This is a genomic window from Ruegeria sp. BHSC223 (assembly GCF_059613025.1).
The window spans coordinates 93,403-120,220 of record NZ_JBXWRR010000007.1; the positions used below are offsets into that span (position 1 = coordinate 93,403).

Annotated in this window: 21 protein-coding genes; 10 read left to right on the forward strand and 11 right to left on the reverse strand. The window is 64.7% G+C overall.

Translation table 11 applies throughout. The features are described 5' to 3' along the window. Window positions 1-176: 176 nt before the first annotated feature. From AC2FNY_RS12905 to AC2FNY_RS12920, 4 genes are all read left to right on the forward strand, one after another. Window positions 177-626 carry a methyltransferase family protein gene (locus AC2FNY_RS12905; RefSeq protein ID WP_234138932.1) on the forward strand — a complete coding sequence of 150 codons (450 nt, stop codon included), beginning with the start codon at window positions 177-179 and terminating at the stop codon, window positions 624-626. Between the two features lie 130 nt (window positions 627-756). Continuing rightward, window positions 757-2,328, forward strand: coding sequence for a Re/Si-specific NAD(P)(+) transhydrogenase subunit alpha (locus AC2FNY_RS12910; RefSeq protein WP_234138933.1), 1,572 nt, complete (start codon window positions 757-759; stop codon window positions 2,326-2,328). 14 nt (window positions 2,329-2,342) lie between these two features. After that, a complete protein-coding gene (locus AC2FNY_RS12915; protein ID WP_234138934.1) occupies window positions 2,343-3,776 on the forward strand; it encodes an NAD(P)(+) transhydrogenase (Re/Si-specific) subunit beta in 1,434 nt (477 codons plus the stop codon). Window positions 3,777-3,966: 190 nt separating this feature from the next. Then, window positions 3,967-5,247 (forward strand): DUF3422 family protein, encoded by a 1,281-nt coding sequence (locus AC2FNY_RS12920; protein ID WP_234138935.1) that lies wholly within the window; start codon window positions 3,967-3,969, stop codon window positions 5,245-5,247. Here the strand turns inward: AC2FNY_RS12920 and AC2FNY_RS12925 are convergent. From AC2FNY_RS12925 to AC2FNY_RS12940, 4 genes are all read right to left on the reverse strand, one after another. Beyond that, window positions 5,183-6,256, reverse strand: coding sequence for a YeeE/YedE family protein (locus AC2FNY_RS12925; RefSeq protein ID WP_496802709.1), 1,074 nt, complete (start codon window positions 6,254-6,256; stop codon window positions 5,183-5,185). The genes AC2FNY_RS12920 and AC2FNY_RS12925 overlap by 65 nt on opposite strands. A 210-nt stretch (window positions 6,257-6,466) precedes the next feature. Then, window positions 6,467-7,378 (reverse strand): ABC transporter permease, encoded by a 912-nt coding sequence (locus AC2FNY_RS12930; protein ID WP_234138937.1) that lies wholly within the window; start codon window positions 7,376-7,378, stop codon window positions 6,467-6,469. After that, the gene (locus AC2FNY_RS12935) at window positions 7,371-8,378 is read right to left on the reverse strand and encodes an ABC transporter permease (RefSeq protein WP_234138938.1); all 1,008 of its coding nucleotides are present in this window, start codon (window positions 8,376-8,378) and stop codon (window positions 7,371-7,373) included. The genes AC2FNY_RS12930 and AC2FNY_RS12935 overlap by 8 nt, the downstream gene beginning before the upstream one ends. A gap of 96 nt (window positions 8,379-8,474) precedes the next feature. Then, complete coding sequence (locus AC2FNY_RS12940; protein WP_234138939.1) at window positions 8,475-10,175, reverse strand: peptide ABC transporter substrate-binding protein; 1,701 nt, start codon at window positions 10,173-10,175, stop codon at window positions 8,475-8,477. Window positions 10,176-10,461: 286 nt separating this feature from the next. On the opposite strand from AC2FNY_RS12940, the gene AC2FNY_RS12945 reads away from it, so the two are divergent. From AC2FNY_RS12945 to AC2FNY_RS12970, 6 genes are all read left to right on the forward strand, one after another. After that, window positions 10,462-12,345: an ABC transporter ATP-binding protein gene (locus tag AC2FNY_RS12945; protein WP_496802710.1), complete on the forward strand. Its 1,884-nt coding sequence runs from the start codon at window positions 10,462-10,464 to the stop codon at window positions 12,343-12,345. A gap of 3 nt (window positions 12,346-12,348) precedes the next feature. Further along, window positions 12,349-13,515, forward strand: a complete 1,167-nt coding sequence (argE, locus tag AC2FNY_RS12950) for an acetylornithine deacetylase (RefSeq protein WP_496802711.1) — start codon at window positions 12,349-12,351, stop codon at window positions 13,513-13,515. 164 nt (window positions 13,516-13,679) lie between these two features. After that, window positions 13,680-14,846, forward strand: a complete 1,167-nt coding sequence (locus AC2FNY_RS12955; protein ID WP_496802712.1) for a M20 aminoacylase family protein — start codon at window positions 13,680-13,682, stop codon at window positions 14,844-14,846. 30 nt (window positions 14,847-14,876) lie between these two features. Next, the gene (locus tag AC2FNY_RS12960) at window positions 14,877-16,040 is read left to right on the forward strand and encodes a M20 aminoacylase family protein (RefSeq protein ID WP_496802713.1); all 1,164 of its coding nucleotides are present in this window, start codon (window positions 14,877-14,879) and stop codon (window positions 16,038-16,040) included. A 14-nt stretch (window positions 16,041-16,054) separates the two neighbouring features. Next, a complete protein-coding gene (locus AC2FNY_RS12965; protein ID WP_496802714.1) occupies window positions 16,055-17,224 on the forward strand; it encodes an amidohydrolase in 1,170 nt (389 codons plus the stop codon). Window positions 17,225-17,245: 21 nt separating this feature from the next. Continuing rightward, window positions 17,246-18,409, forward strand: coding sequence for a M20 aminoacylase family protein (locus tag AC2FNY_RS12970; RefSeq protein WP_234138945.1), 1,164 nt, complete (start codon window positions 17,246-17,248; stop codon window positions 18,407-18,409). A gap of 63 nt (window positions 18,410-18,472) precedes the next feature. Here AC2FNY_RS12970 and AC2FNY_RS12975 read toward each other — a convergent pair whose 3' ends face one another. From AC2FNY_RS12975 to AC2FNY_RS13005, 7 genes are all read right to left on the reverse strand, one after another. Further along, window positions 18,473-19,765, reverse strand: coding sequence for an amidohydrolase family protein (locus tag AC2FNY_RS12975; RefSeq protein ID WP_496802715.1), 1,293 nt, complete (start codon window positions 19,763-19,765; stop codon window positions 18,473-18,475). A gap of 9 nt (window positions 19,766-19,774) precedes the next feature. After that, window positions 19,775-20,716, reverse strand: coding sequence for an ABC transporter permease (locus AC2FNY_RS12980; protein WP_496802765.1), 942 nt, complete (start codon window positions 20,714-20,716; stop codon window positions 19,775-19,777). Beyond that, the gene (locus tag AC2FNY_RS12985) at window positions 20,716-21,786 is read right to left on the reverse strand and encodes an ABC transporter permease (RefSeq protein WP_430539560.1); all 1,071 of its coding nucleotides are present in this window, start codon (window positions 21,784-21,786) and stop codon (window positions 20,716-20,718) included. The genes AC2FNY_RS12980 and AC2FNY_RS12985 overlap by 1 nt, the downstream gene beginning before the upstream one ends. Further along, window positions 21,786-23,303, reverse strand: coding sequence for an ABC transporter ATP-binding protein (locus AC2FNY_RS12990; protein WP_496802716.1), 1,518 nt, complete (start codon window positions 23,301-23,303; stop codon window positions 21,786-21,788). The genes AC2FNY_RS12985 and AC2FNY_RS12990 overlap by 1 nt, the downstream gene beginning before the upstream one ends. A 41-nt stretch (window positions 23,304-23,344) precedes the next feature. After that, window positions 23,345-24,334, reverse strand: a complete 990-nt coding sequence (locus tag AC2FNY_RS12995; protein WP_234138949.1) for a BMP family protein — start codon at window positions 24,332-24,334, stop codon at window positions 23,345-23,347. A gap of 128 nt (window positions 24,335-24,462) precedes the next feature. Beyond that, a complete protein-coding gene (locus AC2FNY_RS13000) occupies window positions 24,463-25,518 on the reverse strand; it encodes a glycosyltransferase family 4 protein (protein WP_496802717.1) in 1,056 nt (351 codons plus the stop codon). Next, complete coding sequence (locus AC2FNY_RS13005) at window positions 25,518-26,816, reverse strand: 3-deoxy-D-manno-octulosonic acid transferase (RefSeq protein ID WP_496802718.1); 1,299 nt, start codon at window positions 26,814-26,816, stop codon at window positions 25,518-25,520. Before AC2FNY_RS13005 ends, AC2FNY_RS13000 begins: the two co-directional genes overlap by 1 nt. Window positions 26,817-26,818: the final 2 nt, after the last annotated feature.

The window sequence follows — 26,818 nt, forward strand, 5'->3', positions numbered from 1 at the left end:
TCGTTCCGATCCGACCTAAATTCGGGAATATCTGCCCTGGTTGTGGCACGGCTGCCGCCGCTGCCTCCCTAATTGTCGCAGGCGGGTCGGTTTTTTTGCAAATCCCGTCGCAACCGGGTAGAGGTGCGCCATGAACGCTTGGGGATATTCGGGCGAGTGCCCGGAAAGGAACGGCCATGCACCGCATTGACCTGCCGCCGATATGGCTGGCGGCCTTCATTGCCGTGGCCTGGTTCCAACAGCGCTATTTCTCTCTTGGTCTCTCGCTGGACAGCGGACTTGCCGACCTGATTGCCGGTCTGTTGATCGGGGGCGGGGTGCTGTTGATGCTGATGGCAGCGGTCGAGTTCCGTCGCCACCGGACCACCATCATTCCCCATCGCGCCCCTTCGGCCATGGTACAGAGCGGCATCTACAAACGCAGCCGCAACCCGATCTATCTGGGTGACGTGCTGGTTCTGGCCGGCGTGATTCTGCATCTTGATGCAGTTCTGTCGCTGGTGCTGGTGCCGGTCTTTGCCTGGCTGCTGGAAAAACGCTTCATTGTTCCCGAGGAGAACCGCCTCCGACGGCAATTCCGGGCGGATTTTGCCCGATACGCACAGAAAACGCGGCGTTGGATATAGGACATGACAGGTTCGGACCCAACGTCGCGCATGCTGCGCTTGCGAAATAAAATTGCGCAAGATACATCTTTGCTTTGCAAACCTAACTGTGGCGCGTCCGATCTCCGGGCCGAATAGGGGGACCTGACTGGTGAAAATAGGCACACCAAAGGAAATTTTCGAGGGCGAGAACCGCGTCGCGATGACACCGGATTCCGCTGTGCAGTTGCAGAAACTGGGCTATGACTGCGCGATCGAGAGCGGGGCCGGTGCGGCCGCGGGCTTCTCGGACGCGCTGTACGAGGCGGCTGGCGTTCAGATCGTCAAGACCGCGGCGGCGCTGTGGAAAGAGGTCGATATCGTCGCCAAGGTGCGCCAGCCCGATGCGACCGAGCTGAAGCGGCTGAGCAAGGGCAAGACGCTGATCTCCTTCTTCAATCCGGCGGGGAACGAAGAGGGGATGGAAGCGGCCAAGTCCAAGGGCGCCAATGTGATCGCCATGGAAATGGTGCCGCGTATCAGCCGCGCCCAAAAGATGGACGCGCTGTCGTCGATGGCCAATATCGCGGGTTATCGCGCGGTGATCGAGGCGGGCAACAACTTTGGCCGGTTCTTCACCGGTCAGGTGACGGCGGCGGGCAAGGTGCCGCCAGCCAAGGTGCTGATCGTCGGCGCCGGTGTGGCCGGTCTGGCCGCCATCGGGACGTCGACCAGCCTGGGCGCGATCACCTATGCGTTCGACGTGCGGCCCGAAGTGGCCGAGCAGGTCGAGTCGATGGGCGCCGAATTCGTCTATCTCGACTTCGAGGAAGAGCAGCAGGATGGCGCGGCAACCGGCGGCTATGCCTCGGTCTCGTCCCCGGAATTCGCGGCCGCGCAGCTGGCCAAGTTCCGCGAACTGGCGCCCGAGATGGACATCGTCATCACCACCGCGCTGATCCCCAACCGCGAGGCGCCGGAGCTGTGGACCGAGGACATGGTCGCGGCGATGAAGCCCGGCTCGGTCATCGTGGACCTTGCGGCGGAAAAGGGCGGCAACTGCAAGCTGACCGTCAAGGACGAGAAGATCGTTACCGAAAACGGCGTCACCATCATCGGTTACACCGATTTCCCCAGCCGCATGGCGGCGCAGGCCTCGACGCTTTATGCCACCAATATCCGTCACATGATGACCGATCTGACGCCCGAAAAGGACGGCCAGATCAACCACAACATGGAAGATGACGTGATCCGGGGCGCCACGGTGACGTTTGAGGGGGATATCACCTTCCCGCCGCCGCCGCCAAAGGTTCAGGCGATTGCGGCCAAGTCCAAGGAAAAGCCGAAAGAGCTGACCCCCGAGGAGAAGCGCGCGCAAGAGGTTGCGGCCTTCAAGGCGCAGACCAAGAACCAGGTGACGCTGCTGACCGTGGGTGGCCTGTTGCTGCTGCTGGTGGGTCTGGTGGCCCCGGCCAGTTTCATGCAGCATTTCATCGTCTTCGTGCTGGCGGTGTTCGTGGGCTTCCAGGTGATCTGGAACGTCTCGCATTCGCTGCACACGCCGCTGATGGCCGTGACCAACGCCATTTCGTCGATCATCATCCTGGGCGCGCTGATGCAGATCGGGTCGGGGTCGTTCCTGGTGATCCTGCTGGCCGGTCTGTCGGTCTTCATGGCCGGGATCAACATCTTCGGCGGCTTCCTCGTGACGCGGCGCATGCTCGCCATGTTCCAGAAATCCTAAAGGAGTAGAGGGCTATGGACTTTGGATTCACCACTGCCGCCTATGTCGTGGCGGCTGTTCTCTTCATCCTTTCGCTGGGTGGCCTGTCGGGCCAGGAAAGCGCCAAGCGCGCCGTCTGGTACGGCATTGTCGGTATGGGACTGGCGGTGTTCGCAACCCTCATCGGGCCCGGCGCGGGCCTGTGGTGGCTGTCGATCATCCTGGTCGCGCTTGGTGGCATGATCGGCTTTCAGCTGGCGTCAAAGGTCGAGATGACCCAGATGCCGGAACTTGTGGCCGGTATGCACGCCCTGGTCGGTCTGGCGGCCGTGTTCGTGGGCTTCAATGCGCATTTCGAGCTGGGCCGCGTTCTGCTCATGGATGACAGTGCAAAGAAGGCACTGGAAGGTTTTGCGGCGCTTCTTGCCAAGAAGGACGCCGTCGAAATCAACATCCTGCGGGTCGAGGCGGCGCTGGGCATCTGGATCGGGGCGGTGACCTTTACCGGTTCCGTGATCGCCTATGGCAAGCTCTCGGGCAAGGTGACCTCGGCGGCGACCAAACTGCCGGGCGGTCATGCGCTGAACGCTGGCGCGGCCATCCTGTCGCTGATCTGCCTGATCTGGTATCTGAACTCGGGTGGGTTCTTCCCGCTTCTGATCCTGACAATCGCCGCGCTTTTCATCGGCTATCACCTGATCATGGGCATCGGCGGCGCCGACATGCCGGTGGTGGTGTCGATGCTGAACAGCTATTCGGGCTGGGCGGCGGCGGCCATCGGTTTCAGCCTCGGCAATGACCTGTTGATCGTGGTCGGCGCGCTGGTCGGCTCGTCCGGTGCGATCCTGTCCTACATCATGTGCAAGGCGATGAACCGGTCGTTCATCTCGGTGATCCTGGGCGGCTTTGGCGGCACCTCGGGCCCGGCGATGGAGGTCGAGGGCGAGCAGATCGCCATCGACGCCGAGGGCGTGGCCGCGGCGCTGAACGATGCCGACTCGGTCATCATCATCCCCGGCTACGGCATGGCGGTGGCGCAGGCACAGCAATCGGTCAGCGAACTGACCCGCAAGCTGCGCGCCAAGGGCAAGAATGTACGTTTCGCCATCCACCCGGTGGCGGGCCGTCTGCCCGGGCACATGAACGTGCTCTTGGCCGAGGCCAAGGTGCCCTATGACATCGTGCTGGAAATGGACGAGATCAACGAGGACTTCCCCGATACCGATGTGGCCATCGTGATCGGCTCGAACGACATCGTGAACCCGGCCGCGCAGGAAGACCCCAACAGCCCCATCGCCGGCATGCCGGTTCTGGAATGCTGGAAGGCGAAACAGGTGTTTGTCTCTAAGCGCGGGCAGGGCACCGGCTATTCGGGCATCGAGAACCCGCTGTTCTACAAGGAGAACACGCGCATGTTCTATGGCGACGCCAAACAGTCGCTGGACAAGCTGCTGCCGATGATCGACTGATCCGGCTGAAACAGTTGGGGAAAGGGGCGTCCATGCGGCGCCCCTTTTCGTTTCCGGGCCGGCCATGCGGTGGGTTTTCTTGCTCAAGAGGCGGCATGTATGCCAATGTATCCTGTAACTGCCTGAAATAAATAAATATTTGCTGTCTCGCCTTGCTCGCGTATAGTGCGCGCATACCGGAGAGCCCCCAATGACGCCCATTCAGGACCATCCCTTGCGCTTTGCGCTGGCCAACGAGCTGCACGCGCGCCCCTTTCCCATTTCGCGCGCGCCCTGCACGGTGGCCTATCTGGCAGTGAAACAGCCGGATGCGGCTGTGGGGCGCGACCGCGAGGCGGACCGGGCGCATCTGATCGACCTGCTCGACCGGCATGGCGCGGCGCATCCACAGCCGGGGGCCACGCACTATGCGGGCCAGATCGGGCGGCACTGGCTGAAATGGGAAAGCCATACCGAGTTCGTGACCTATACGGCCTTTGCCACGGGTGTCAGCGCGCGTCCCTTCGATCCGGTCGACTTTGAAGTTTTCCCGCCTGACTGGCTGGCCGCCGCGCCGGGCCAACGGGTGACCTCGGCCCTTCTCAGGGTCGAGGAACAGCCGCCCGAGGCGGATATCATCGCCGCGTTGGCCGACTGGTTCGTGCCTGAAAGCCTGGCCGCCGCGCATGTGCTGGACCGGGCCGCGGTGGCGGCGGGCGATTTCCGCATCGACCCGGCGGGCCACATGCGCTTTGCCGTCTTTGTGGCGCCGGACACCGGCGAGCGCCGGATTGGCCGCATCATCCAGCGCCTGTGCGAGATCGAGACCTACAAGGCGATGTCGATGCTGGGCTTTGCCCGGGTTAAGGCGCTGGGGCCGAAGCTGGGTGAACTGGATGCCGCGTTGACCGCGCTGATGGTCAAGATGACAGATGGCGACCACCCGGCCGAGGAATTGCTGCCGCAATTGTTGTCCACATCTGCCGAACTGGAGACCATGGCCGCGCGGGCGGAATTCCGTCTGGGCGCCACCGGGGCTTATGAGGCCATCGTGGGGCAGCGCATCAGTTCCTTGCGAGAGGAGCGGTTCGGCGGACGCCAGACCTTTGCCGATTTCATGCTGCGCCGTTATGAACCGGCGATGCGGACGGTGAAATCGACCGAACAACGGTTGAAGCGTTTGTCGGACCGGGCGATCCGGGCCGGCGACCTGCTGCGTACCCGCGTGGATGTGGAACGCAGCGCCCAGAACCAGGCGCTGCTGGAGAGCATGGACCGCCGCGCCGACCTGGCCCTGCGTCTGCAACACACGGTCGAGGGCCTGTCTGTGGTCGCGGTCAGCTACTATGCGGTCTCATTGGTCTCGGCCTTTCTGCTGCCGCTGTCAGAGTGGTACGGGATCGACAAGAAGACGCTGATCGCGCTGGTCACTCTGCCGGTTGTTGGGCTGGTGTGGCTGGGTATTCAGAGGATCCGGAAGAAGCTGCATTAAGCACCGCATCGGTCAGTTTTGCACCCAGCGCGATGGCAGCGAGCGCCAGCAGCGCGGCAAGGCTGAGCGTGGGAATACCGGCCAGACCGGCGCCCAAGGTGCAGCCACCCGCCAGCACGCCGCCCATGCCCATCAGCACCGCCCCGGCCAGATAGCGGCCGGTCTGGCGTGGGCTGTCAAAGCTCTGCCAGCGGAAGCTGCCGAACAGCAGCGCCGCCGCCAGCGCGCCCAGCAGCACGCCACCCACCAGCCCGGTGCCGAAACCGGGCGCGATCGAGGTCGAGGCGATGGTGTAGAACAGCGTATCGGCGGCAGGGGCGGTAAACGAAAGGCTCTCCATCGCGATGGGGTCGAATTCGTCAAACAGGACATAGCCGGTACCGACCCAGCCCAGCGGCACCAGCAGACCGATCAGGGCGGCGCCCAGCAAGGGGAGCGCCCGATTGCCCGAGCGTGCCGCGACCAGCAGCGCGGCCAGCGCCAGCGCGGCGGTCCAGAGCGCAGCGCCGCCGGGCAGGGCGGCCAGCGAGACGGTCTCGCCCAGGTCGATGGTGAAGGTGCCCAACGTAGTGCGCAGCGGTGCCAGCGCGCCTTTCAGCATCGCATGGGCCACCACGGCAAAGACCAGAAGAACCGTCAGCGCCCGCAGGTTGCCGGTTCCGCCCAGCACGGTGAGCCGCGAGATACAGCCGCGTGTCAGCACCATGCCGGCGCCGAACATCAGCCCGCCCAGCACCACCGCCAGAACCGGCAGGTCCGATGCGAGGAGGCGGTGATCGGCAAAGCCGATCAGCCCGGACGCCACGGCGGCCTGAGTGCCCAGGATGGCGGTGGCGAGTGCGGTGAACCAGACACCGGCGGCCTGGCGCGCATCCGCACCCACCACGGCGCGGCGGAAACAGAACCGCGTCCGCTCGGCCAGAAGGCCAAACAGAACGCCCAGGATCAGGCCCAGAAGAACGCTGATCTCTTTTGCGGTGGTCTCTTCGAAACCAAGGGACTCGAACATGGCAGCCTCACGGAGAATTGAGAATATTTTCCCAGATGCGGGCAAAATGCACGACAATCAAGCACATCAGAATGTGTGCTGACGTTCTCTTGTGGGAGATTCTCCCGTCCGCGAGGGGGGCTTCGAAAATGCTGTTCCGGCCTTGCCGGTTGCAGGAAACCAAAAGGCCGCCCCGGATCGGAGCGGCCTATCTTTCGTTCTTTTTTTACCTCAGCGGCCCCGGATGCGCGGGTCGAGTGCGTCGCGCAGGCCGTCGCCCAGATAGTTGACGCTCAGCACCGTCAGCGAGATCGCCATACCGGGCCAGATCACCCGTTCGGGGAATTGTTGCAGATAGTCGACGCCATCGAACAGCAACCGCCCCCAGGTCGGGAAGTCGGGCGGGAAGCCGAGGCCCAGGAAGCTGAGCGCGCTTTCGGTGATGATCGCGGTGGCGATGCCCAGCGTTGCCGAGACCATGATCGGAGACAGCACGTTGGGCAGGATATGCCGGGTGATCAGCCGCGTGTTCGTGGTCCCGATCGAGCGGGCCGCCAGCACGAATTCCCGCTCTTTCAGCGCCAGCACATCGCCGCGCACGATCCGCGCCGTGGGCATCCACGATGTGATGCCGATGGCCGACACTATAAGGATGAATATCCCCCGCTCCAGCCCGAAGGCGGCGTTCAGCGGCTCGCGGAACAGCAGCATCATGACCAGCAGCAGCGGCAGCAGGGGCAGGGCGAGGAACAGGTCGGTCAGGCGCATCAGCGGCCCGTCGAGCTTGCGAAAGAACCCGGCCAGCACGCCGACGAAAGAGCCGAGGAACAGCGCCAGCAGCATCGCGGTGATCCCCACCGAGACAGAAGTGGCGCCGCCCGCCATCATCCGGGCCAACAGGTCGCGACCCAGCTGATCGGTGCCAAAGGGATGGGCCAGGCTGGGCCCTTGATTGCGTTCCCGGATCGCCGTCTTGGTCGGGTCGAGATCCCAAAGATACGGACCCAGATAGACAGCGGCCACGATCAGGAAGAACAGGGTCGCCCCCATCATCGCGCCCTTGTGCTGACGGAACTGGTCCCACACGTCATACCATTGGCTGCGCGGCGGTTTGGTGGGTTGGGGTTGGCTCAACTCAGTCATAGCGGATCCGCGGGTCAAGGATGCCGTAAAGAACGTCGGCGATCAGGTTGAAGAGGACGATCAGCACGGCAAAGATAAAGGTCAGGGTCTGCACCATCGGCAGGTCGTTGGCCTGAAGCGCACCGATCAGCAGCTGGCCGATGCCGTTCACCTTGAACACCTGCTCGGTGATGATGGCGCCGCCAAAGATCGAGGGAATGCCCAGCGCGATCACGGTCACCACCGGGATCATCGAGTTTCGCAGCACGTGGACCATCACGACGACATATTCGCTGAGCCCCTTGGCGCGGGCGGTGCGGACGTAATCCTGGTTCAGGTTGTCCAGCATCGAGGCGCGCATGAAACGGGAAAGCTGCGCGGTGATCTGGAGCGCCAGCACCATTACCGGCATGATCATCTGTTTGAGCTGATAGACGAAACTGTCCCAACTGTTGACCACATGCGTGGTGTCATAGATCGACGGGAACCAGCCAAGCTGCACCGAGAAGATCACGATCACCAGCACGCCCGAGAAGAAGGGGGGCACCGAGAAGCCCACCATCGAGACAAAGGTCCCGAGCTGGTCGAACCAGCTATATTGCCGATAGGCGGAATAGATGCCGATGGGCAGGGCGATGATGATGGCCACCACATAGGCGGTGCCGACCACCCACAGGGTCTGGGGGATGCGCTGCACCACGATGTCCATCACCGGCGAACGGGTCTGCCACGAGATCACCCGCAGCTTGCCCTCGGAAAGGGCTGTACCAAAGTAATGGTCGATCAGCACCTGTGGTTCGATCCAGAAGAACTGCACGATCCATTTCCAGAACCGGATATGCAGCGGCTGGCCCAGGCCCAGCGCCTCGCGCATCTTTTCCTTGACCTCGGGCGGCACCGTCAGCGGCACCTGCGCCATCGGATCGCCAGGGGCGAGTTCAAGCAGCAGGAAGATGACAAGACTGATGAACAAAAGCGTCGGGACGGCCAGGACCAGACGACGGATGGTGAAGGTCAGCATTCGGGTGCGCCTTTGTTTACGAGTCTTTTTGTTGGGACGGATGCCAGAGCGCCGCGCCCCGATGTTGGATCGGGACGCGGCTGAATGGTGTTGGCGTTACTTGATGCGGTGCCAGTCGGCTGCGTTCCACAGCTCGCTGTCCCACACGTTCAGGACGACGCCGCCCAGCGTGTTGGAATGGGCCGACAGACGACCACGGTGCACCAGCGGGATCATGCCGCCGTTTTCAACCATGATGTCGTTCAGACGCTTGGCGATTTCCGCGCGCGCATCCGCACCAGCCGTTTTGGTGAGTTCCGCATGCAGCGCGTCGAACTCTTCGTTGCAGAAGCGGCTGATGTTCTCACCCTGCCACTGGCTTTCCGGCTTGGGGGCCTTGTCGCACAGGCCGTTGCCCAGGTAGGACTGCGGGTCGGTGCCGTTGAAGGTGTTGGCGTACATTTCAACGTCGGCATAGAACTTCTGGAAGGTATCGGGCGAGCCCGGGTCACCACCGAAGAACACGGATGCGTTGATGTTGCGCAGTTCGGTCTCGATACCGATCTCGGCCCACCACTCCTTGATCAGCGCCTGGAAGTCCTGACGCACGGCGTTGGTCGAGGTCTGGTAGACCACTTTCAGCGGCACGCCGTCCTTTTCACGCACGCCGTCGCCGTTGGTGTCGACGATGCCGGCGTCATCCAGCAGCTTCTTGGCGCCTTCGATGTCCTGGGTGTCGCAGGAGAAAGTGTCCGAGTTCACCGCGGCAGGTGCCGGAACCCAGTTGCAGGTGACCTTGCCGGCCTGGCCATAGCCGATCTCAACCAGCAGCGGCCGGTCGATGGCCATCGACATCGCCTTGTAGACAGCCGGATCCTGCAGGAAGGGATGCGGATGCTTGGCGGTCGAACGCTCGCCTTCGGGCAGGTCGGGCGAGGGGTTGGTCTGGTTCAGCATGATGCGCTCGACCAGCGGGCCGAAGCCCGCGACCGGGGTACCCTTGCCGCCAGCCTGCATCTGCTGGATCACCTCGGGCGCCAGCTGCAGGTTCCAGGCATAGTCGAACTCGCCGGTTTCCATCACGGCACGACCGGCCGCGGTGGCATCGCCGCCGCCCTTGAAGGTCAGCGTGGCAAAGGCCGGTTTGTTCGGGTCACGATAGTTGTCGTTGGCCTTCATCGTGATCACGTCGTTCGGTTTGAACTCGGTGACGACAAAGGGGCCGGTGCCGATCGGGCCAAAGTTCTCGGTGGTGCATTCGGGGGCCTTGGCGCCCATGCAGTTCTCGAACTGGGCCTTCTGGATGATCGGGCTTTCGCCACCCACGAAGGGGCCATAGGGGAACGGGGTCGGCTTGTCGAAGGTGACCTTGACGGTCATGTCATCGAGCGCCTCGACCGAGGTCACGCCTTCGAACTTGGTCAGCTGCGCGCAGCCGCCTTCGGGATGCATGCAGTAATCGGCGGTGAATTTCACGTCATGGGCGGTAAAGGCGCTGCCATCCGACCACTTGATGCCGGGTGCGATCTTCCAGGTGATCGAGGTCAGATCCTCGCTCACGCCGCCATTCTCGACGGTCGGGATCTCGGCCGCCAGGAAGGGCACCATGCCGCCGTTTTCGTCGTAACGGGCCAGCGGTTCGATGATCAGCGAGGCGGATTCAACGTCCTTGGTGCCGCCCGACAGGAACGGGTTCAGGATCGAGGGTGCCTGCCAGTAGATGATGCTGACATTGCCGTCCGCACCACGCTCGGCAAAGGCTGCCGGGGCGAGGGCCGTGCTGGCGATTGCACCCATCAAAAGGGCCTTGAGTTTCATACTACACTCCTTGTTGGACACGGATGTGTCGTGATTTTTTCCACGGTTAACCGTGGCTTGGGTGTTGCCGCCCGTTGGGTAAATCCTTGAAAGACAAATCCTAATCCATTCGCGCTACGCGAAAGAACCAGGCTCCCCCAGGAACGGTTACGGGTCGTATCGAAACAGAGTTTTGGAAAATTGCAAGCCTTGCCGTCGGGAAAACGGTCAATGGGTTTGACTCCCCCCCTGCGAGGGCCTTAGCGTTTGCCAACAACCAAAAAGGGCGACCAAGGGGAGCGCGCGCGTGCTGGATCAGCCTATTGCACAGATCAAGAAGCTCAGAGTCGAGTTCCAGACAAAGGACGGACCTGTTGTCGGGGTCGAGGATGTCTCGTTCGAGATCAATCCGGGCGAGACGGTCTGTGTTGTGGGCGAATCAGGCTCTGGCAAGTCTGTTTCTTCGTTGTCGCTGATGCGATTGGTGGAGTTCGGCGGCGGTGACATCGCCGGTGGCCAACTCTTGTTCGACCGCCGCGACGGCGGCGAGCTGGATCTGGCCACGGCCGACCAGGACTATATGCGCCACATTCGCGGCAACGAGATCGGCATGATCTTTCAGGAGCCGATGACGGCGCTGAACCCGGTCTTTACCGTCGGGCGCCAGCTGACCGAAGGCTTGCGCGTGCACCGGGGGCTGAGCCAGTCTCAGGCCGAGGCGCGCGCGCTGGAGCTGTTGCGGCAGGTCCGCATTCCCGAACCCGAGCGCCGGCTGAAGCAGTATCCGCACGAACTCAGCGGCGGTATGCGCCAGCGGGTGGTGATCGCCATGGCGATGGCCTGCGAGCCGCGTCTGCTGATCGCCGATGAACCCACGACCGCGCTGGACGTGACCATCCAGGCCGAGATCCTGGCGCTGATGGACCGGTTGAAGCGCGAGACCGGCACCGCGGTGATGTTCATCACCCATGACATGGCGGTGGTGGCCCAGATGGCCGACCGCGTGGTGGTGATGTTCCGTGGCAACAAGGTCGAAGAGGGCACGGTCGAGGAAATCTTCGAGAACCCGCAGCACGATTACACCAAGGCGCTGCTGGCTGCCGTACCCAAGCTGGGCGAAATGCGCGGCAAGGTGGCGCCCGAACCGATGAAGCTGATGGGGGTCGCCGATCAGAAGATCGAGCCGATCATGGGCACCGAAACCCCGCTGTTGACCGTCAAGGGGCTGACCACGCGGTTTCCGGTCAAGGGTGGTTTCTTCCGCCGCACGGTGGCCAATGTGCATGCGGTCGAGGACGTCTCGTTCACCCTCAACAAGGGGCAGACCCTCAGCCTGGTGGGCGAATCCGGTTGTGGCAAATCCTCGGCGGGTCGGTCGATCCTGCGCCTGGTCGAACCGATGGCGGGGCAGATCAATCTGGACGGCGTCGATATCATGCAGCTGGATCAGGCCGGGCTGCGCAAGGCCCGGCTCGACATGCAGATGATCTTTCAGGACCCGTTCGCCTCGCTGAACCCGCAGATGCAGTTGCTGGAGCAGGTGGCCGAACCCATGCGCAACTATGACGTTGCCAGCGGCTCGGAACTGGTGGACCGCGTCGCCTCGCTGTTTGACCGGGTGCAATTGCCGCGCAGCTTCATGCGCCGTTATCCGCACGAGATGTCGGGCGGCCAACGGCAGCGAATCGCGATTGCGCGCGCGCTGGCGCTGAACCCCAAGCTGATCGTCGCCGACGAGGCGGTCTCGGCGCTGGACGTGTCGGTGCAGGCGCAGGTGCTGAACCTGATGATGGAATTGCAGGCCGATCTGGGGCTCAGCTATCTGTTCATCAGCCATGACATGGCCGTCGTCGAACGGGTCAGCCACCATGTGGGCGTCATGTATCTTGGTCGGGTCGTTGAACTCGGGCCGCGCGTGCGCGTGTTCGAAAACCCGCAGCATCCCTATACCCAGGCCCTGATGAAGGCGGTGCCGATCGCCGACCCGCGCCGGCGCAAGTCCGAGAAGGACCTGAACTTCAAACCGATTCCCTCGCCGATCCATCCCATCGGCTACGACCCCGATCCCTCGCGCTATATCGAGGTCGAGCCGGGCCATTACGTGCTGGATGGCGAATGGGCGGGCTATACGGTCGACCGCGATTCGATCAATGCGACCGCTCTGTCGCACGCGGGGCAGGGCGGACACTGACCCATGACTGAACGCCTGTCGCCGGTCGAGATCATGGGCGCGCTTGTCGCCTTTCCGACCGTCAGCCGCGATACCAACCTGCCGCTGGTGGACTGGGTCGAGACCTATCTGGCCGGGCACGGCATCACCGCGCATCGCTGGGTCGATCCCGACCAGCCGCACAAGGCGGCGCTCTTTGCCCATGTCGGCCCTTGGGAAGAGGGGGCGGTGGTGCTCTCGGGCCATACCGATGTGGTGCCTGTCGACGGCCAGCCCTGGGACAGCGACCCGTTCACCGTGGTCGAGCGCGACGGCAAGTATTTCGGGCGCGGCACCTGCGACATGAAGGGATTCGACGCACTGGCGATCTGGGCGCTGGTCGAGGGGCGCTATCGCGATCTGAAACGCCCTCTGCAACTGGCGCTCAGCTTTGACGAGGAGGTCGGCTGTACCGGCGCGCCGCCGATGATCGTCGAGATGCAGAACCACCTGCCCAAGGGCAGCGCCGTGATCGTCGGCGAGCCGTCGATGATGCAGGCGGTGACCGGGCACAAGGGCGGTTTTGGCTATGACACCCATGTTGTCGGCTTCGAGGTGCACAGCTCGATCATGCATACCGGGGTCAACGCGATCATGGCCGCCGCGCCGCTGATTGACTGGGCCAATCACCGCAATGCCGAAAACCGCGCGGCGACGCCTTCGGCGCTGGCGGCGATGTTCGATCCGCCCTGGACCACCTGCCATGTGGGCATGATCTCGGGTGGAACCGCGCATAACATCACCGCCAAGGACTGCCGCTTTGCGATGGATTTCCGCATCGTGCCCGGCGAGGCAAAGGAGCGGTGGCGCGACGCCTATTTCGAGGCGGTGCGCGAGGTCGAGGCGCAGATGCAGGCGGTGCATCCCGAGGCGCGGATTGATCTCTCCGAACAGTTCCACGTGCCGCCGCTGGTCCCCGAGCAGGAGGGCGAGGCCGAGATGCTGGTGCGCGCCCTGACCGGCGACAATGCGGGCCATGTGGTCAGCTATGGCACCGAGGCCGGACAGTTCCAGGAGGCGGGTTACTCTGCCGTGATCTGCGGCCCCGGCGACATCGCCCAGGCGCATCAGCCCAACGAGTTCATCACCGTCGCCCAGTTCGAGGCGGGCCATGGTTTCATGGCGCGATTACTCGACCGATTGTCGGAGTAACGGCAATGCAGGTGCGACCGGGCGCAACAGGATGGACCCCAACAGGTCGGCGCACCGGCGCAGCCGCCAAGCCCCGTTTTCACGCGCCGTGCCCCCGGAACTCCGGGGCGCGGCGTTTTCGTTTGTGTCAGGTGCCCGGATGTATCCGGCAAGGAGAGCAATAAATGCCGATCAAGAACCGTCTTGCGGACATGAAAGAAGAAATCACCGGATGGCGCCGGCATCTGCATGCCCATCCCGAGCTGTTGTTCGATGTGCATCAGACCGCCGCATTCGTGGTCGAGCGTCTGCGTGAATTCGGTGTGGATGACATCACCACCGGCATCGGTCGCACCGGGGTTGTCGCCACCATCAAGGGCAAGACCGACACGGCGGGCAAGGTGATCGGCCTGCGCGCCGATATGGACGCGTTGCCGATCACCGAGGCGACTGGGCTCGACTATGCCTCGACCGTGCCGGGCAAGATGCATGCCTGCGGTCATGACGGGCATACGGCCATGTTGCTGGGTGCTGCCAAATACCTGGCCGAGACCCGCAATTTCGACGGCACGGCGGTTTTGATCTTTCAGCCCGCCGAAGAGGGCGGCGGTGGTGGCCGCGAAATGTGCGCCGATGGCATGATGGATCGCTGGAACATCCAGGAGGTTTACGGCATGCACAACACGCCGGGCCTGCCGGTCGGGCAATTCGCGATCCGGCCCGGCGCGCTTCTGGCCTCGTCCGACGAGTTCGAGATCGTGGTGACCGGCAAGGGCGGCCATGCCGCCGCCCCGCATGATGCCGTCGACACCACGCTGGTGGCCTCGCAGATCGTGGTCTCGCTGCATTCCATCGTCTCGCGCAACGTGGACCCGATCAAACGGGTGGTGCTGACCGTCGGCACGTTCGAGACGGACAGCGTCGCCTCGAATGTCATCGCCCATACCGCGCGGCTGTGCGGGACGGTGCGCACGCTTGATCCCGAATACCGCGCCCTGGCCGAGGCGCGGGTGCGCCGCGTGGCCGAGGATATCGCCTCGGCCTATGGTGCCACGGCGCAGGTGATCTGGACCCCCGGTTATCCCGCCACCATCAACAGCGAGACCGAAACGCACCATGCCGCCGAGGCCGCGCTGGCCGTTTCAGGCGCGGTGGATGATGCCGTCGACCCCATCATGCCCAGCGAAGATTTCGCCTATATGCTGGAAGAACGGCCTGGCGCCTATATCTTCCTTGGGAACGGGGACACGGCGCAATGCCATCACCCGGCCTATAACTTCGATGACGAGGCGATCCCGGCGGGCAGCAGCTGGTATGCCGAGATGGTCGAACGCCGCATGCCCGCGCGCTGAGCGGCCAAAAAAGACAGGGAAGAGAACAAGATGCCGATCAAGAACCGCCTGGCGGAGATGCATGAGGAAATCGCGGGCTGGCGGCGCGATATCCACCAGCACCCCGAGATCCTGTACGAAACCCACCGGACCTCGGCCATGGTGGCCGGCAAGCTGCGCGAATTCGGCTGTGACGAGGTGGTCACCGGCATCGGCCGCACCGGCGTTGTCGGCGTGATCCGGGGCAAGAGCGACACGGCGGGGCGGGTCGTGGGGCTGCGCGCGGACATGGACGCGCTGCCGATGCAGGAGCAGACCGGGCTGCCACATGCCTCGACCATTCCCGGCGCGATGCATGCCTGCGGCCATGACGGCCATACCGCGATGCTGCTGGGCGCGGCCAAATACCTGGCCGAGACCCGCAACTTCGACGGCACCGTGGTGGTGATCTTTCAGCCCGCAGAAGAGGGCGGAAACGGCGCCGAGGCGATGGTCAAGGATGGCATGATGGACCGGTTCGGGGTGCAGGAGGTCTATGCCATGCACAACAATCCGGGCCTGGCCGCCGGTCAGTTCAAGATCCGGCCCGGTCCGCTGCTGGCCGCTGCTGACACGTTCGAAATCCATCTCGAAGGGCGCGGCGGCCATGCGGCCAAACCGCATGACACGGTCGATACCACCGTGATGCTGTCGCAGATGATCGTGGCGCTGCAAACCGTGGTGTCGCGCAATACCGACCCGATCCTGCAGGCGGTTCTGTCGGTCACCTCGGTCGAGACCTCGTCCAAGGCGTTCAACGTGATCCCGCAGGCCGCCACCATCCGGGGCACCGTGCGCACCCATTCCGGCGAGATGCGCGACCTGATCGAACGGCGACTTGGCGAGGTTGTTCAGGGTGTCGCCGCCACCTTTGGGGGTAAGGCCGAGGTGAATTACGAACGCGGCGTGCCGGTGACCGTGAACGCCGAGGAACCCACCCGTTTTGCCGCCGAGGTGGCCGAACTTGTCTCGGGCGGCTGCGGCGAGGCGCGCATGGTGATGGGGGGCGAGGATTTCTCCTTCATGTTGGAGGCGCGCCCCGGCGCCTTCATCATGATCGGCAATGGCGATAGCGCCGGGCTGCATCACCCCGAATACGATTTCAACGACGAGATCATCCCGGCCGGATGCAGCTGGTTCGCCGAAATGGTCGAACGCCGCATGCCCGCTACCTGAGAAGGACCCCGCCGATGCCGGTCAGAAACCGATTTGCCGAGTTGCAGGATCAGATCGCCGAATGGCGCCGCGATATCCATGCCCATCCCGAGACCCGCTTTGAAGAGCACCGTACCAGTGCGCTGGTGGCCGAGCGGCTGCGCGCCTTTGGCTGCGACATGGTGGAAACCGGGGTCGGGCAGACCGGCGTTGTCGGCGTTATTCACGGACGCCAAACCGGCTCGGGCCGGGTGATGGCGTTCCGCGCCGATATGGACGCGCTGCCGATCACCGAAGCGACCGGGTTGCCGCATGCCTCGACCCATCCGGGCAAGATGCATGCCTGCGGCCATGACGGCCATACCGCGATGCTGCTGGGCGCGGCGCAATACCTGGCCGAGACCCGCAATTTCGACGGCACCGTGGTGCTGTTGTTCCAGCCCGCCGAAGAGGGCGGCGGCGGCGCCAAGGCGATGCTGGCCGACGGGGTGATGGACCGCCACGGCGTGACCGAGGTTTATGGCCTGCACAACTGGCCCGGCCTGCCGGCGGGCCAGTTCGCCCTGCGTGAGGGGCCGATGATGGCGGCCACGGATTTCTTTGAAATCCGGGTGCAGGGGCGGGGCGGGCACGGGGCCATGCCGCATCTGACCGCCGATGCCACGCTGGCCGCCGCGCAACTGACCGTGGCCCTGCAACAGGTGGTGGCGCGCAATGTCGATCCGCTGAAACCGGCGGTGCTGTCGGTCTGTTCGCTGCGCACCGACAGCGACGCTCATAACGTCATCGCCGACAGCGCTCTGATCAAGGGAACGGTGCGCTACCTGCACCCCGAGGTGCAGGCGCGGATCCGTGCACGCATCGCCGAGGTGGCCCGTGCCACAGCCGAGGCGCATGGCGCAACGGCCGAACTGAACTACATGCAGCTGGTGCCGGTCACCAGCAATCCGGCCCCCGGTGCGGCCCATGCCGCCGAGGCGGCCCGGGCGGTGACCGGCCAGGCGCCGCTGGAGATCGACCCGGTGATGGGGGGCGAGGATTTTGCCGACATGCTGGCCGAACGCCCCGGCGCCTTCATCTTTCTGGGCAATGGCGACAGCGCCGATCTGCACCACCCCGCCTATGAATTCAACGACGCGGCCATTCCCGCCGGATGCAGCTGGTTCGCCACGCTGGCCGAGCAGCGAATGCCGCTTAACCCCTGATGTGACGCAAGAGGAAACACTATGCCTGTCAAGAACCGCTTTGCAGAATTGCAATCCGAGATCACCGAATGGCGCCGGGATATCCATGAAAACCCGGAAATCCTGTTCGAAACCCATCGGACCAGCGCGCTGGTTGCCGAAAAACTGCAAGAGTTCGGTTGTGACGAGGTGGTCACCGGCATCGGCCGCACCGGTGTGGTCGGTGTCATCAAGGGCAAGAGCGACAGCAAGGGCAAGGTGATCGGGCTGCGCGCCGACATGGACGCGCTGCCGATCCATGAGCAGACCGGGCTCGACTATGCCTCGAAGACACCCAACGCCATGCATGCCTGTGGCCATGACGGCCATACCGCGATGCTGCTGGGCGCGGCCAAGTATCTGGCCGAGACCCGCAATTTCGACGGCACGGTGGTGGTGATCTTCCAGCCCGCCGAAGAGGGCGGTGGCGGCGGTCGCGAGATGTGCGAGGATGGCATGATGGACCGCTGGAACATCCAGGAGGTCTACGGCATGCACAACTGGCCCGGCGCGCCCGTGGGCAGTTTCGCGATCCGGCCCGGTGCCTTCTTTGCCGCCACCGACCAGTTCGACATCACCTTCGAGGGACGCGGCGGCCATGCGGCCAAGCCGCATGACACGATCGACACCACGGTGATGACCGCACAGGCGGTGCTGGCGCTGCAAACCATCGCCAGCCGCAACGCCGACCCGATCGATCAGGTGGTGGTTTCGGTCACCTCGTTCGAGACCTCTTCCAAGGCGTTCAACGTCATCCCGCAGCGGGTGCAGATCAAGGGCACCGTGCGCACCATGTCCAGGGACATGCGCGATCTGGCCGAGAAGCGTATCAACGAGATCTGTTCGGGCATCGCGGCCACCTTCGGCGGTACCGCCGATATCCGCTATATCCGGGGCTATCCGGTGATGGTGAACTCGGACGAGCAGACCGAGTTCGCGGCCAAGGTGGCGCGCGATGTGTCGGGCGGCTGCGACGAGGCGGCGCTGGTCATGGGGGGCGAGGATTTCGCCTATATGCTGGAGGAACGCCCCGGCGCCTATATCCTGGTCGGCAATGGCGACACCGCGATGGTGCATCATCCCGAATACAACTTCAACGACGAGGCCATTCCGGCGGGATGCAGCTGGTGGGCCGAGATCGTCGAACAGCGGATGCCTGCTGCCTGAGCAAGAAACAGGGAGAGGCGCCGCCTCTCCCCTAGCCACGCAAGGCGCGTGTCACCCAGATCGTTACCCGGTCTGCGGTGGTGCGAATGCGGTCTCGTCCAGTCCCGACCAGCCATCCGTGCCAGCCAGCTCGTGGGTCACCGGGGCTGACCGGCAGATCACCGCGCCCTTGCGGATGGTGGCCAGGCGATGGGCGCGCAGGCGGATCGCCTCGATCCGGTCGCGCGCCTGCAACAGCACGAAATTCGCGGCGCAGCCCTTGGCCAGACCATAACCGTCGAGCCCCATGATCCGGGCCGAATTCTCGGTGACCGCGTCAAAGCACCAGTCCATGTCGGCGCGGCTGGACAGTTGACCCACATGCAGCCCCATGAAGGCCACGTCGAGCATGCAGGCGCGGCCCAGCGAATACCACGGATCCATCACGCAATCCGAGCCGAAGCCCACGGTGATGCCCGCATCGCGCAGCTCGCGCACGCGCGTCTGGCCGCGCCGTTTGGGATAGCTGTCGTGCCGGCCCTGCAACATGATGTTGATCAGCGGATTGGGAATGGCATGAACCCCGGCCTCGACCATCAGCGGGATCAGTTTCGAGACATAGTAGTTGTCCATCGAGTGCATCGAGGTCAGGTGCGAACCCGCCACCCGGCCCTGAAGGCCCAGACGCTGGGTCTCATAGGCCAGCGTCTCGATATGGCGGCTCAGGGGATCGTCGCTTTCGTCGCAATGCATGTCGACCATCAACCCGCGCTTGGCCGCGATCTCGCACAAGAGGCGCACGCTTTCGGCGCCATCGGCCATGGTGCGCTCGAAATGCGGGATGCCGCCCACCACATCGACGCCCATGTCCAGCGCCCGCACGGTGTTGGCCATCGCGGTCGGGTCGCGCAGCACCCCGTCCTGGGGAAAGGCCACCAGTTGCAGGTCGAGCCGGTCCTTGACCCGCTCGCGCACCTCCAGAAGGGCCTGCACGCCTTTCAATTCGTCGTCGCAGGTGTCCACATGGCTGCGGATCGCGCCGATGCCCTTGGCCACCGCCAGATCGCAATAGCGCAGCGCGCGGGCAATGATGTCATCGATCGACTGGATCGGCTTCAGTTCACCCCACAGCGCGATCCCCTCCAGCAGCGTGCCCGAGACGTTCATGCGCGGCGTGCCCAACGACAGGGTTGCGTCCATGTGGAAATGCGGATCGACAAAGGGCGGCGAGACCAGGTTGCCGCCCGCCTCGATCACCGTGCCCGCCTCGGCGGTGATGCCGGGTTCGACGGCGGCGATCAGGCCATCCTTGCAGGCGATATCGACGCCGCTCTTCCCGTCGGGCAGATTGGCGTTCTTGACGATCAGGTCGAACATGGCAGGCTCCTATCGTTGGCCCTTGAACCAGGGGTGCAGCAATGCGCGCGGATAGTCGGCAGAGCGCGCGGCGATGACAAGGGCCATGATGGACAGGATATAGGGCGCCATCAGGAACACCTGTCCCGGCACCAGCGCACCCATCTCGGTCTGCAAACGGACCTGAAGCGCATCGAAGGCGCCAAACAACAGCGCCCCGAACAGCGCCTTGCCCGGTCGCCAGCTGGCAAAGATCACCAGCGCGATACAGACCCAGCCGCGTCCGTTGACCATGCCGAAAAAGAAGGCGTCAAACGCGCTCATCGTCAGGAAGGCGCCGCCAAGCGCCATCAGCGCCGACCCCGCCACGATGGCGCCGATCCGCAGCCCATAGACCGACAGGCCCTGCGCATCGACACTGTCGGGATTGTCGCCCACCGCCTGAATGGCCACCCCCAGCGCGGTGCGGTTCAGCACATACCAGACCAGCCCAACCATCATCAGTGCCAGCCAGGTCAGCGCCGTCTGCTGAAACAGGACCGGCCCGAGGAAGGGCAGATCGGACAGCACCGGCAGGTCCAGCGGCTGAAACGGCTCGATCCGGGGCGGGGACGAGACATTGGGCAGCGCGGTGCGATAGGTGAAATAACTGACCGAGGTGGCAAACAGGGTGATGCCAAGGCCCGAGACATGTTGCGACAGGCCCAGCGGCACGGTCAGGATCGCGTGCAGCAGGCCAAAGAAGGCCCCCGCCAGCGCCGCCACCAGCACGCCGCCCCACAGGCCCGCGCCCAGCCAGACCGCCATCCAGCCGCACATGGCGCCGACCACGAATATCCCCTCGATACCAAGGTTCAGCACGCCCGCGCGTTCACAGATCAGTGCGCCCAGCACGCCGAATATCAGCGGGGTCGCAATCCGCAGGCTTGCGGCCCAGAAGCTTTCGCTGAGCAGGATGTTCAAGATGTCCATCATGACGCGGCCCTTCCCGTGCCCGAGCGGATGATCCGGTAGCGGGCGATGAAGCCGCCCACCAGAACGCAGAGCAGCGACATCGACACCACCAGATCGGCCAGAAAGGACGATACTCCCATCGCCCGGCTCATGCTGTCAGCTCCGACAAAGACCGAGGCGATGAACAGGGCGGCGATGACCACCCCCACCGGCGACAGGCCCGCCAGCATGGCCACCACGATGCCGGTATAGCCGAAACCGGGCGACAGGTCGGCGGTCAGATAACCCTTGAGGCCCGCGACCTCGCTGACACCCGCCAGCCCGGCCAGCCCGCCCGAGATGATCGCCACGCCAAACAGCGAACGGTTGACGTTGATCCCGGCATGGCGGGCGGCGGCGGCGTTCTCGCCCACCGCGCGCAGCCGGAACCCCCAGACCGAGCGCGCCAGCATGAACTGCGCCACCGCGGCCAGAACCAGCGCCAGGATCAGTCCGGAATGCACCCGCATCCGGTCCATCAGTGGCGGCAGCATGCCCTGGTCGAGGATCGGCGCCGATTGCGGCCAGCCCAGCCCCATTGGATCCTTGAGCGGTCCTTCGAGCATCATTTGCAGGAAAATCAGGATGATGAAGTTCAACAGAAGCGTGGTCACCACCTCGTCGGCGCCAAAGCGCGATTTCAGGTAGGTCGGCACCGCCATGCCCGCCGCCCCGGCCGCAGCACCAAGGATCACGATCAGCGGCACCAGCACCAGCCCCGGCAGGTCGAGCCAGCCGGCGCCGACCGCCACCGCCGCCATGGCGCCAAGGTAAAGCTGCCCCTCGGCCCCGATGTTCCAGAGCTTGGCGCGAAAGGCCAGCGCGGCGGCCAGCCCGGTAAAGATCAGCGGTGTCGCGCGGGTCAGCATCTCGGACAGGGCAAAGACCGAGCCAAAGACGCCCTTGACCATCTCGCCATAGGCCGTGATCGGGTTGGCGCCCGCCGCCATCAGCGGAATGGCGGCAAAGGCCAGCGCGATCACGGCCGAAAGCACCGGAATGCCCAGGTCCATGGTGCGCGACCTGTGTTGGCGCGGTTCAATCCGGATCATGCCGCCTCTCCTGCCATCATCAATCCAATCCGCTCGCGGTCATGGCTGCCGGTCTCGACAATCTGGCCGTCGCGGATCACCACGACCCGGTCGGCCAGGCCCAGGATCTCGTCCAGATCCTCCGAGATGAGCACGATCCCGGCGCCGCGTTCGCGGGCCTCGAGCAGGCGCCGCCCGACCTCGGCCGCCGCCCCCATGTCCAGACCGCGTGTCGGCTGGTTGGCCAGGATCAGGCGGGGCGAGCGTTCGAACACCCGCGCCAGGATCAGTTTCTGGATATTGCCGCCCGAAAGCAGCCGCGCAGGTGCCGTCACGCCCGGACCGCGCACGTCATAGGCACGGGCCAGTTCCTCGGCATGGGTCGCGATCGCCTCGCGCCGGAGCAGCCCGCGCGATTGCACCTGCGGGTCGTCCAGCCTCTCGATCACCATGTTCTCGGCCACGCTCATGGCGCCGACGATGCCCTCGTGATGGCGGTCCTCGGGGATGCGCCCGACACCGGCGCGCACCATCCTGGCGGGAGAGGGGCGGGGGACCTCGCTCCCATCCACCCGGATATGCCCGGCGGTGGGGACGGAAAGGCCCGAGATCACGTTGGCCAGCGCGCTTTGCCCGTTGCCCGAGATACCCGCAACGCCAAGGATCTCATGGGCATGTACCGTCAGATCGGCCTGTTTCAGGCTGTCGCGCTGGGACCGGCCCGCGACCGAAACCCCCTGCAAATGCAGAACCGGGGCACCCGGCGCCATGGCGCTGCGGGCGATGCGGGGGGTGTCGGCGCCCACCATCATCCGGGCAATCGCCGCCTCGTCGGCCTCGGATGTGGCCATTTCTCCCACCTTGCGCCCATGGCGCAGCACCGCGATCCGGTCGGAAAAGGCCAGCACCTCGCGCAGCTTGTGCGAGATGAAGATCACCGACAGGCCCTCGGTCGTCATCGCCTTGATGCTGGCAAACAGCGTATCGGCCTCTTGCGGGGTCAGCACCGCGGTGGGTTCGTCCAGCACCAGAATGCGGGCGTCGCGGTAGAGCGCCTTGAGGATCTCGACCCTCTGCCGCTCGCCCACGGAAAGGCGGCCCACCGGCACGTTCAGCGGGGCCTTGAGCCCGCTATGGGCCATGATCGCCTCGATCCGTGTCCGCGCGCCACGCCGGTCGCGGCGGATCGCGCGCAGCGGTTCAGCGCCCAGCGTGATATTGTCCAGCGCATTGAGGTTCTCGGCCAGGGTGAAATGCTGGTGCACCATGCCCACGCCGGCGGCCAGCGCCGCCTGCGGATGGCCCAGCGGCAGGGGCGCAAGATGCCCGGCCTCGTCCGCCACCTCGACCGTTCCCGCGTCGGGCAGGTAATGCCCGAACAGCATGTTCATCAGCGTGGTCTTGCCCGCGCCGTTTTCGCCCAGCAGCGCCAGCACCTCGCCGCGCGCCAGCGACAGGCTGACATCGTCATTGGCCACCACCGGGCCAAAGCGCTTGCTGAGCCCGTTCAGCCTGAGAACCGTTCTATCCGTCATGGGGAAACGGGCTGGCGGTCACCCCGCCAGCCCCGCTTTCATCAGTTGTCCGAGACCGGGCGGTCGTCGTTCACGTTGACACGGAACAGACCGTCCAGAATCTCGGCTTCCTTGGCCTTGACCGCCGTGACCGTTTCCGGTGCGACCAGGGTCTCGTCCATCACCAGCGAACCCCCGCCATAGGCCATGAAACTGTACTGGCCATAATCGGCGGCCTCGAAACTGCCACCCGCGACATTCTCGATCGCCTTGTCGATGGTGGCCTCCATGTGCCACAGCGCCGAGGCGACGATGGTGCCGGGATAATCGCCCGAGGTGTCGATCACGTTGCCGACCGCCTTGACGCCGCGCTCGACCGCGGCGTCAGAGACGCCAAAGCGTTCGGCATACATCACGTCCGCGCCCGCATCCATCATCGCAAAGGCGCTTTCCTTGGCCTTGGGCGGGTCATACCAGCTGTCGATGAAATTGACGATGAACTTGACATCGGGGTTGACCGAGCGCGCGCCGTCCATGAACGCATGCATCAGCCGGTTCACCTCGGGGATGGCATAGCCGCCGACCATGCCGATCACGTTCGATTCGGTGGCGGCACCGGCCACCATGCCGGTCAGATAGCTGGGTTCGTGGATCCAGTTGTCGAAGACCGAGAAATTCGGCGCCACCGGCCCGAAGGACGATCCCATCAGAAAGGCGGTGTCGGGATAGTCCTTGGCCACCTTGCGTGCGGCGCGTTCCAGACCGAACACCTCGCCCACGATCAGTTGTGCACCCTGTTCGGCATATTCGCGCATTACCCTTTCATAATCGGTATTTGCGACATTCTCCGAGAAGGTATAGTCGATATCGCCGCGGTCGGCGGCGGTGTTCAACGCCTTGTGAATGCGGCTGATCCATTGCTGTTCGACCGGCAGCGTGTAGATGGCCGCGACCTTGACCTTTTCGGCGGCGGCAGCCCCCGCCGTCATCAGGGCCGAAGCTGCGACTGCCGCAGCAAGCATGACCCTGCGCGTGATTGATGTGTTCTTCATGATCCTCTCCTGCTTTTTTCAGGAAGCGGAGCATTATTTTACCGATTAGTCAATTTTTTCACGCAGGCACCTGTGTAAACGGGGCTTGAATTCGGCCGTCCTGCCTCCGGTTTGCGCATCTGGCCGGGTCAGGCCTTGGGGGCAGCCTGCGACCAGAGCTGTTGATAGACTTCCTCGATCCCCGCGGCCTCGCGCGCGGCGCTGAAACTCTCGACCGCGATCTCACGGGCGGCAAGGGCGGCGGCACCGTGGATATCCTCGTCAACCAGCAGCGCACGGGCAACCTCGGCCCCTTGGCTCGGATTTTCCAGCGGCACCACCCGCCCGGTGCGGCCCTGGGCCGAGAACTCGCGAAAGAAGCCGGTGTCCGAGCCGACAAAGGGCACGCCCGAGGCCATCGCCTCGAGCGGGACCATGCCATAGCCCTCGTAGCGGGGCAGTTGCACCACCAGCGACAGGGCGCGCATCAGGTCCGGCAGGCGGTCCGGCGCAACCTCGTCGATGAAACGAATGCGGTCGATCATGCCGGCGCGCTGCACCTTGTCCTTGAGGGTCAGGGCGAATTTCTGGTGCTCTTTGGTGGCGCGTCCCACCACCAGCGCCACCGCGCCCGGCATCTCGGGCAAGAGGCGCAGCATCGCCTCGACAAAGAGATCGGTGCCCTTTTCCAGGCGCACCCGACCGATGGTGGCAATGCCGAATGTGCCGCCATAGCCCTGCGCCGCCCAGGCGGCGGGGCGGTCGGGGGCGGGGGTGAAGCGATCTGTATCGACGCCATGGGGCACCACCGCGCGCACATGCGGGACAAAGCTTGCCGCCGCGTCGGATGTGGCCACCACCGCGTCCATGCGGTTGATCAGCCAGCGCGGAAAGGCCGAATGCCGCCGGATCGCGGCCGAGGTAAAGACGATACGGATCGGCAGGCGCAGCACATCGCGCGCCCAGATCGCGGTCTGCATCTCGGGGTTGCGGCGCACGTGCCAGATGGCAAAGGGCTTGCCCGGGGGTGGCGTGCGTGACAGCGCGCGGGCGGCGCGGGCGCTGATCGGTGTGGGGCAGCCGGGCAGGGCATGGCCCACCAGCGCCAGATCGTGCGTCGCGACCTGCTGGCGGATCACATTCGCCGCCGTGGCCGAGACGCCGGTGAAGTTGCGGTTGAAATTGGTGACGAAGAGATCGGGCATCAATCCAGTCCCAGCCGGGTTGTCAGGGTGTCGATGACCCCCTCAAGCGCGGTTTCCTGCGCGGCGACCAGTGCGCGCGCCTGGGTGCGGGCGGTGTCAAACGCCTCTGTATCGTCCAGCCAGCGGCGGACGGCGCGGGCCAGCGGAGCGGCGCCTGTTACCTCTATGGCGCCACCGCTCGCAATCAATGGCTGAAAGGTTTCGGCAAAGTTGAAATAGCCCGGCCCGGTAATCACCGCCGCGCCTGCCTGGGCCGGTTCGAACGGGTTGTGGCCGCCGATCTCGCGCAGGGAGCCGCCGAGAAAGACCAGCGGGCAAAGCGCGTACCAGGTGCCGGTCTCGCCCAGCGTGTCGGCCAGATAGACCTGCGTGCCGGGGGTGATGCTCTCGCCGATGCTGCGGCGGGCGGATGTGAGTCCGGCACCTGTTATCAGCGTCGACACTTCAGTGCCGCGCTCGGGGTGGCGCGGGATCAGCAAGAGCAACAGGTCAGGGTGGTCGGCCAGCAATTGGCGATGCGCTTCCAGCACCACCTCTTCCTCGCCCGGATGGGTGGAACTGGCGACCCAGATCGGGCGGGGACCGATGGCGGCACGCATCTCTGCCAGCAGGGCGGCATCGACCGGCAGCGGCCCGGCCATAGCCTTGAGGTTGGTGCCGGGCGTGACCCGCGCCGGGTCGGCGCCCATGGCGATCAGGTTGTCGGCGGTCTGCCGGTTCTGGGTCAGGAACAGGCGAAAGCGATCGAGGAGAAAGCGCGCAGTCGAGGGGAACCGTTGCCAGCCGCGCACCGATTTCTCCGACAGGCGGGCATTCAAGAGGGCCAGCGGCACTCCGGCGCGCGCGCCCTCGACGATCATGCGCGGCCAGAACTCGCTTTCGACAAACACCGCCGCGTCGGGGCGCCAGTGGCGATAGAAGCGCGCCACCGGGCCGGGCCCGTCGAGCGGGGCGAACTGGTGACGGCAGCGCGGCGGCATCCGCCGCGCGATCAGATCGGCCGAGGTGGGCGTACCCGAGGTGATCAGGAACTCGAGGTTCGGCAGCCGCTCGCCCATGCGGGTGATCAGGCGCAGCACCGACAGGCTCTCGCCGACGCTGGCGGCATGGAACCAAACGAGCCGCCCGGCAGGGCGTGGCAGGCTCGCGTGGCCCAGACGTTCGTGCTGGCGCTCCAGCGGTACATCGGCGCGGCGCAGCTTTTTGCGGACCGCGCGCCACGCAAACGGAACCAGCACCGACGAGGCCGCGCGATAAAGATGATAGAGCGGGGTCGGCGACAGGCCGGGGCCGGACACGG

Coding starts and splice junctions, on each gene's coding strand:
- AC2FNY_RS12905 (WP_234138932.1), top strand. CDS start 177: ATGCACCGCATTGACCTGCCGCCGATATGGCTGGCGGCCTTCATTGCC.
- AC2FNY_RS12915 (WP_234138934.1), top strand. CDS start 2,343: ATGGACTTTGGATTCACCACTGCCGCCTATGTCGTGGCGGCTGTTCTC.
- AC2FNY_RS12920 (WP_234138935.1), top strand. CDS start 3,967: ATGACGCCCATTCAGGACCATCCCTTGCGCTTTGCGCTGGCCAACGAG.
- AC2FNY_RS12925 (WP_496802709.1), bottom strand. CDS start 6,256: ATGTTCGAGTCCCTTGGTTTCGAAGAGACCACCGCAAAAGAGATCAGC.
- AC2FNY_RS12930 (WP_234138937.1), bottom strand. CDS start 7,378: ATGACTGAGTTGAGCCAACCCCAACCCACCAAACCGCCGCGCAGCCAA.
- AC2FNY_RS12935 (WP_234138938.1), bottom strand. CDS start 8,378: ATGCTGACCTTCACCATCCGTCGTCTGGTCCTGGCCGTCCCGACGCTT.
- AC2FNY_RS12940 (WP_234138939.1), bottom strand. CDS start 10,175: ATGAAACTCAAGGCCCTTTTGATGGGTGCAATCGCCAGCACGGCCCTC.
- argE (WP_496802711.1), top strand. CDS start 12,349: ATGACTGAACGCCTGTCGCCGGTCGAGATCATGGGCGCGCTTGTCGCC.
- AC2FNY_RS12955 (WP_496802712.1), top strand. CDS start 13,680: ATGCCGATCAAGAACCGTCTTGCGGACATGAAAGAAGAAATCACCGGA.
- AC2FNY_RS12960 (WP_496802713.1), top strand. CDS start 14,877: ATGCCGATCAAGAACCGCCTGGCGGAGATGCATGAGGAAATCGCGGGC.
- AC2FNY_RS12965 (WP_496802714.1), top strand. CDS start 16,055: ATGCCGGTCAGAAACCGATTTGCCGAGTTGCAGGATCAGATCGCCGAA.
- AC2FNY_RS12970 (WP_234138945.1), top strand. CDS start 17,246: ATGCCTGTCAAGAACCGCTTTGCAGAATTGCAATCCGAGATCACCGAA.
- AC2FNY_RS12975 (WP_496802715.1), bottom strand. CDS start 19,765: ATGTTCGACCTGATCGTCAAGAACGCCAATCTGCCCGACGGGAAGAGC.
- AC2FNY_RS12980 (WP_496802765.1), bottom strand. CDS start 20,716: ATGGACATCTTGAACATCCTGCTCAGCGAAAGCTTCTGGGCCGCAAGC.
- AC2FNY_RS12990 (WP_496802716.1), bottom strand. CDS start 23,303: ATGACGGATAGAACGGTTCTCAGGCTGAACGGGCTCAGCAAGCGCTTT.
- AC2FNY_RS12995 (WP_234138949.1), bottom strand. CDS start 24,334: ATGAAGAACACATCAATCACGCGCAGGGTCATGCTTGCTGCGGCAGTC.
- AC2FNY_RS13000 (WP_496802717.1), bottom strand. CDS start 25,518: ATGCCCGATCTCTTCGTCACCAATTTCAACCGCAACTTCACCGGCGTC.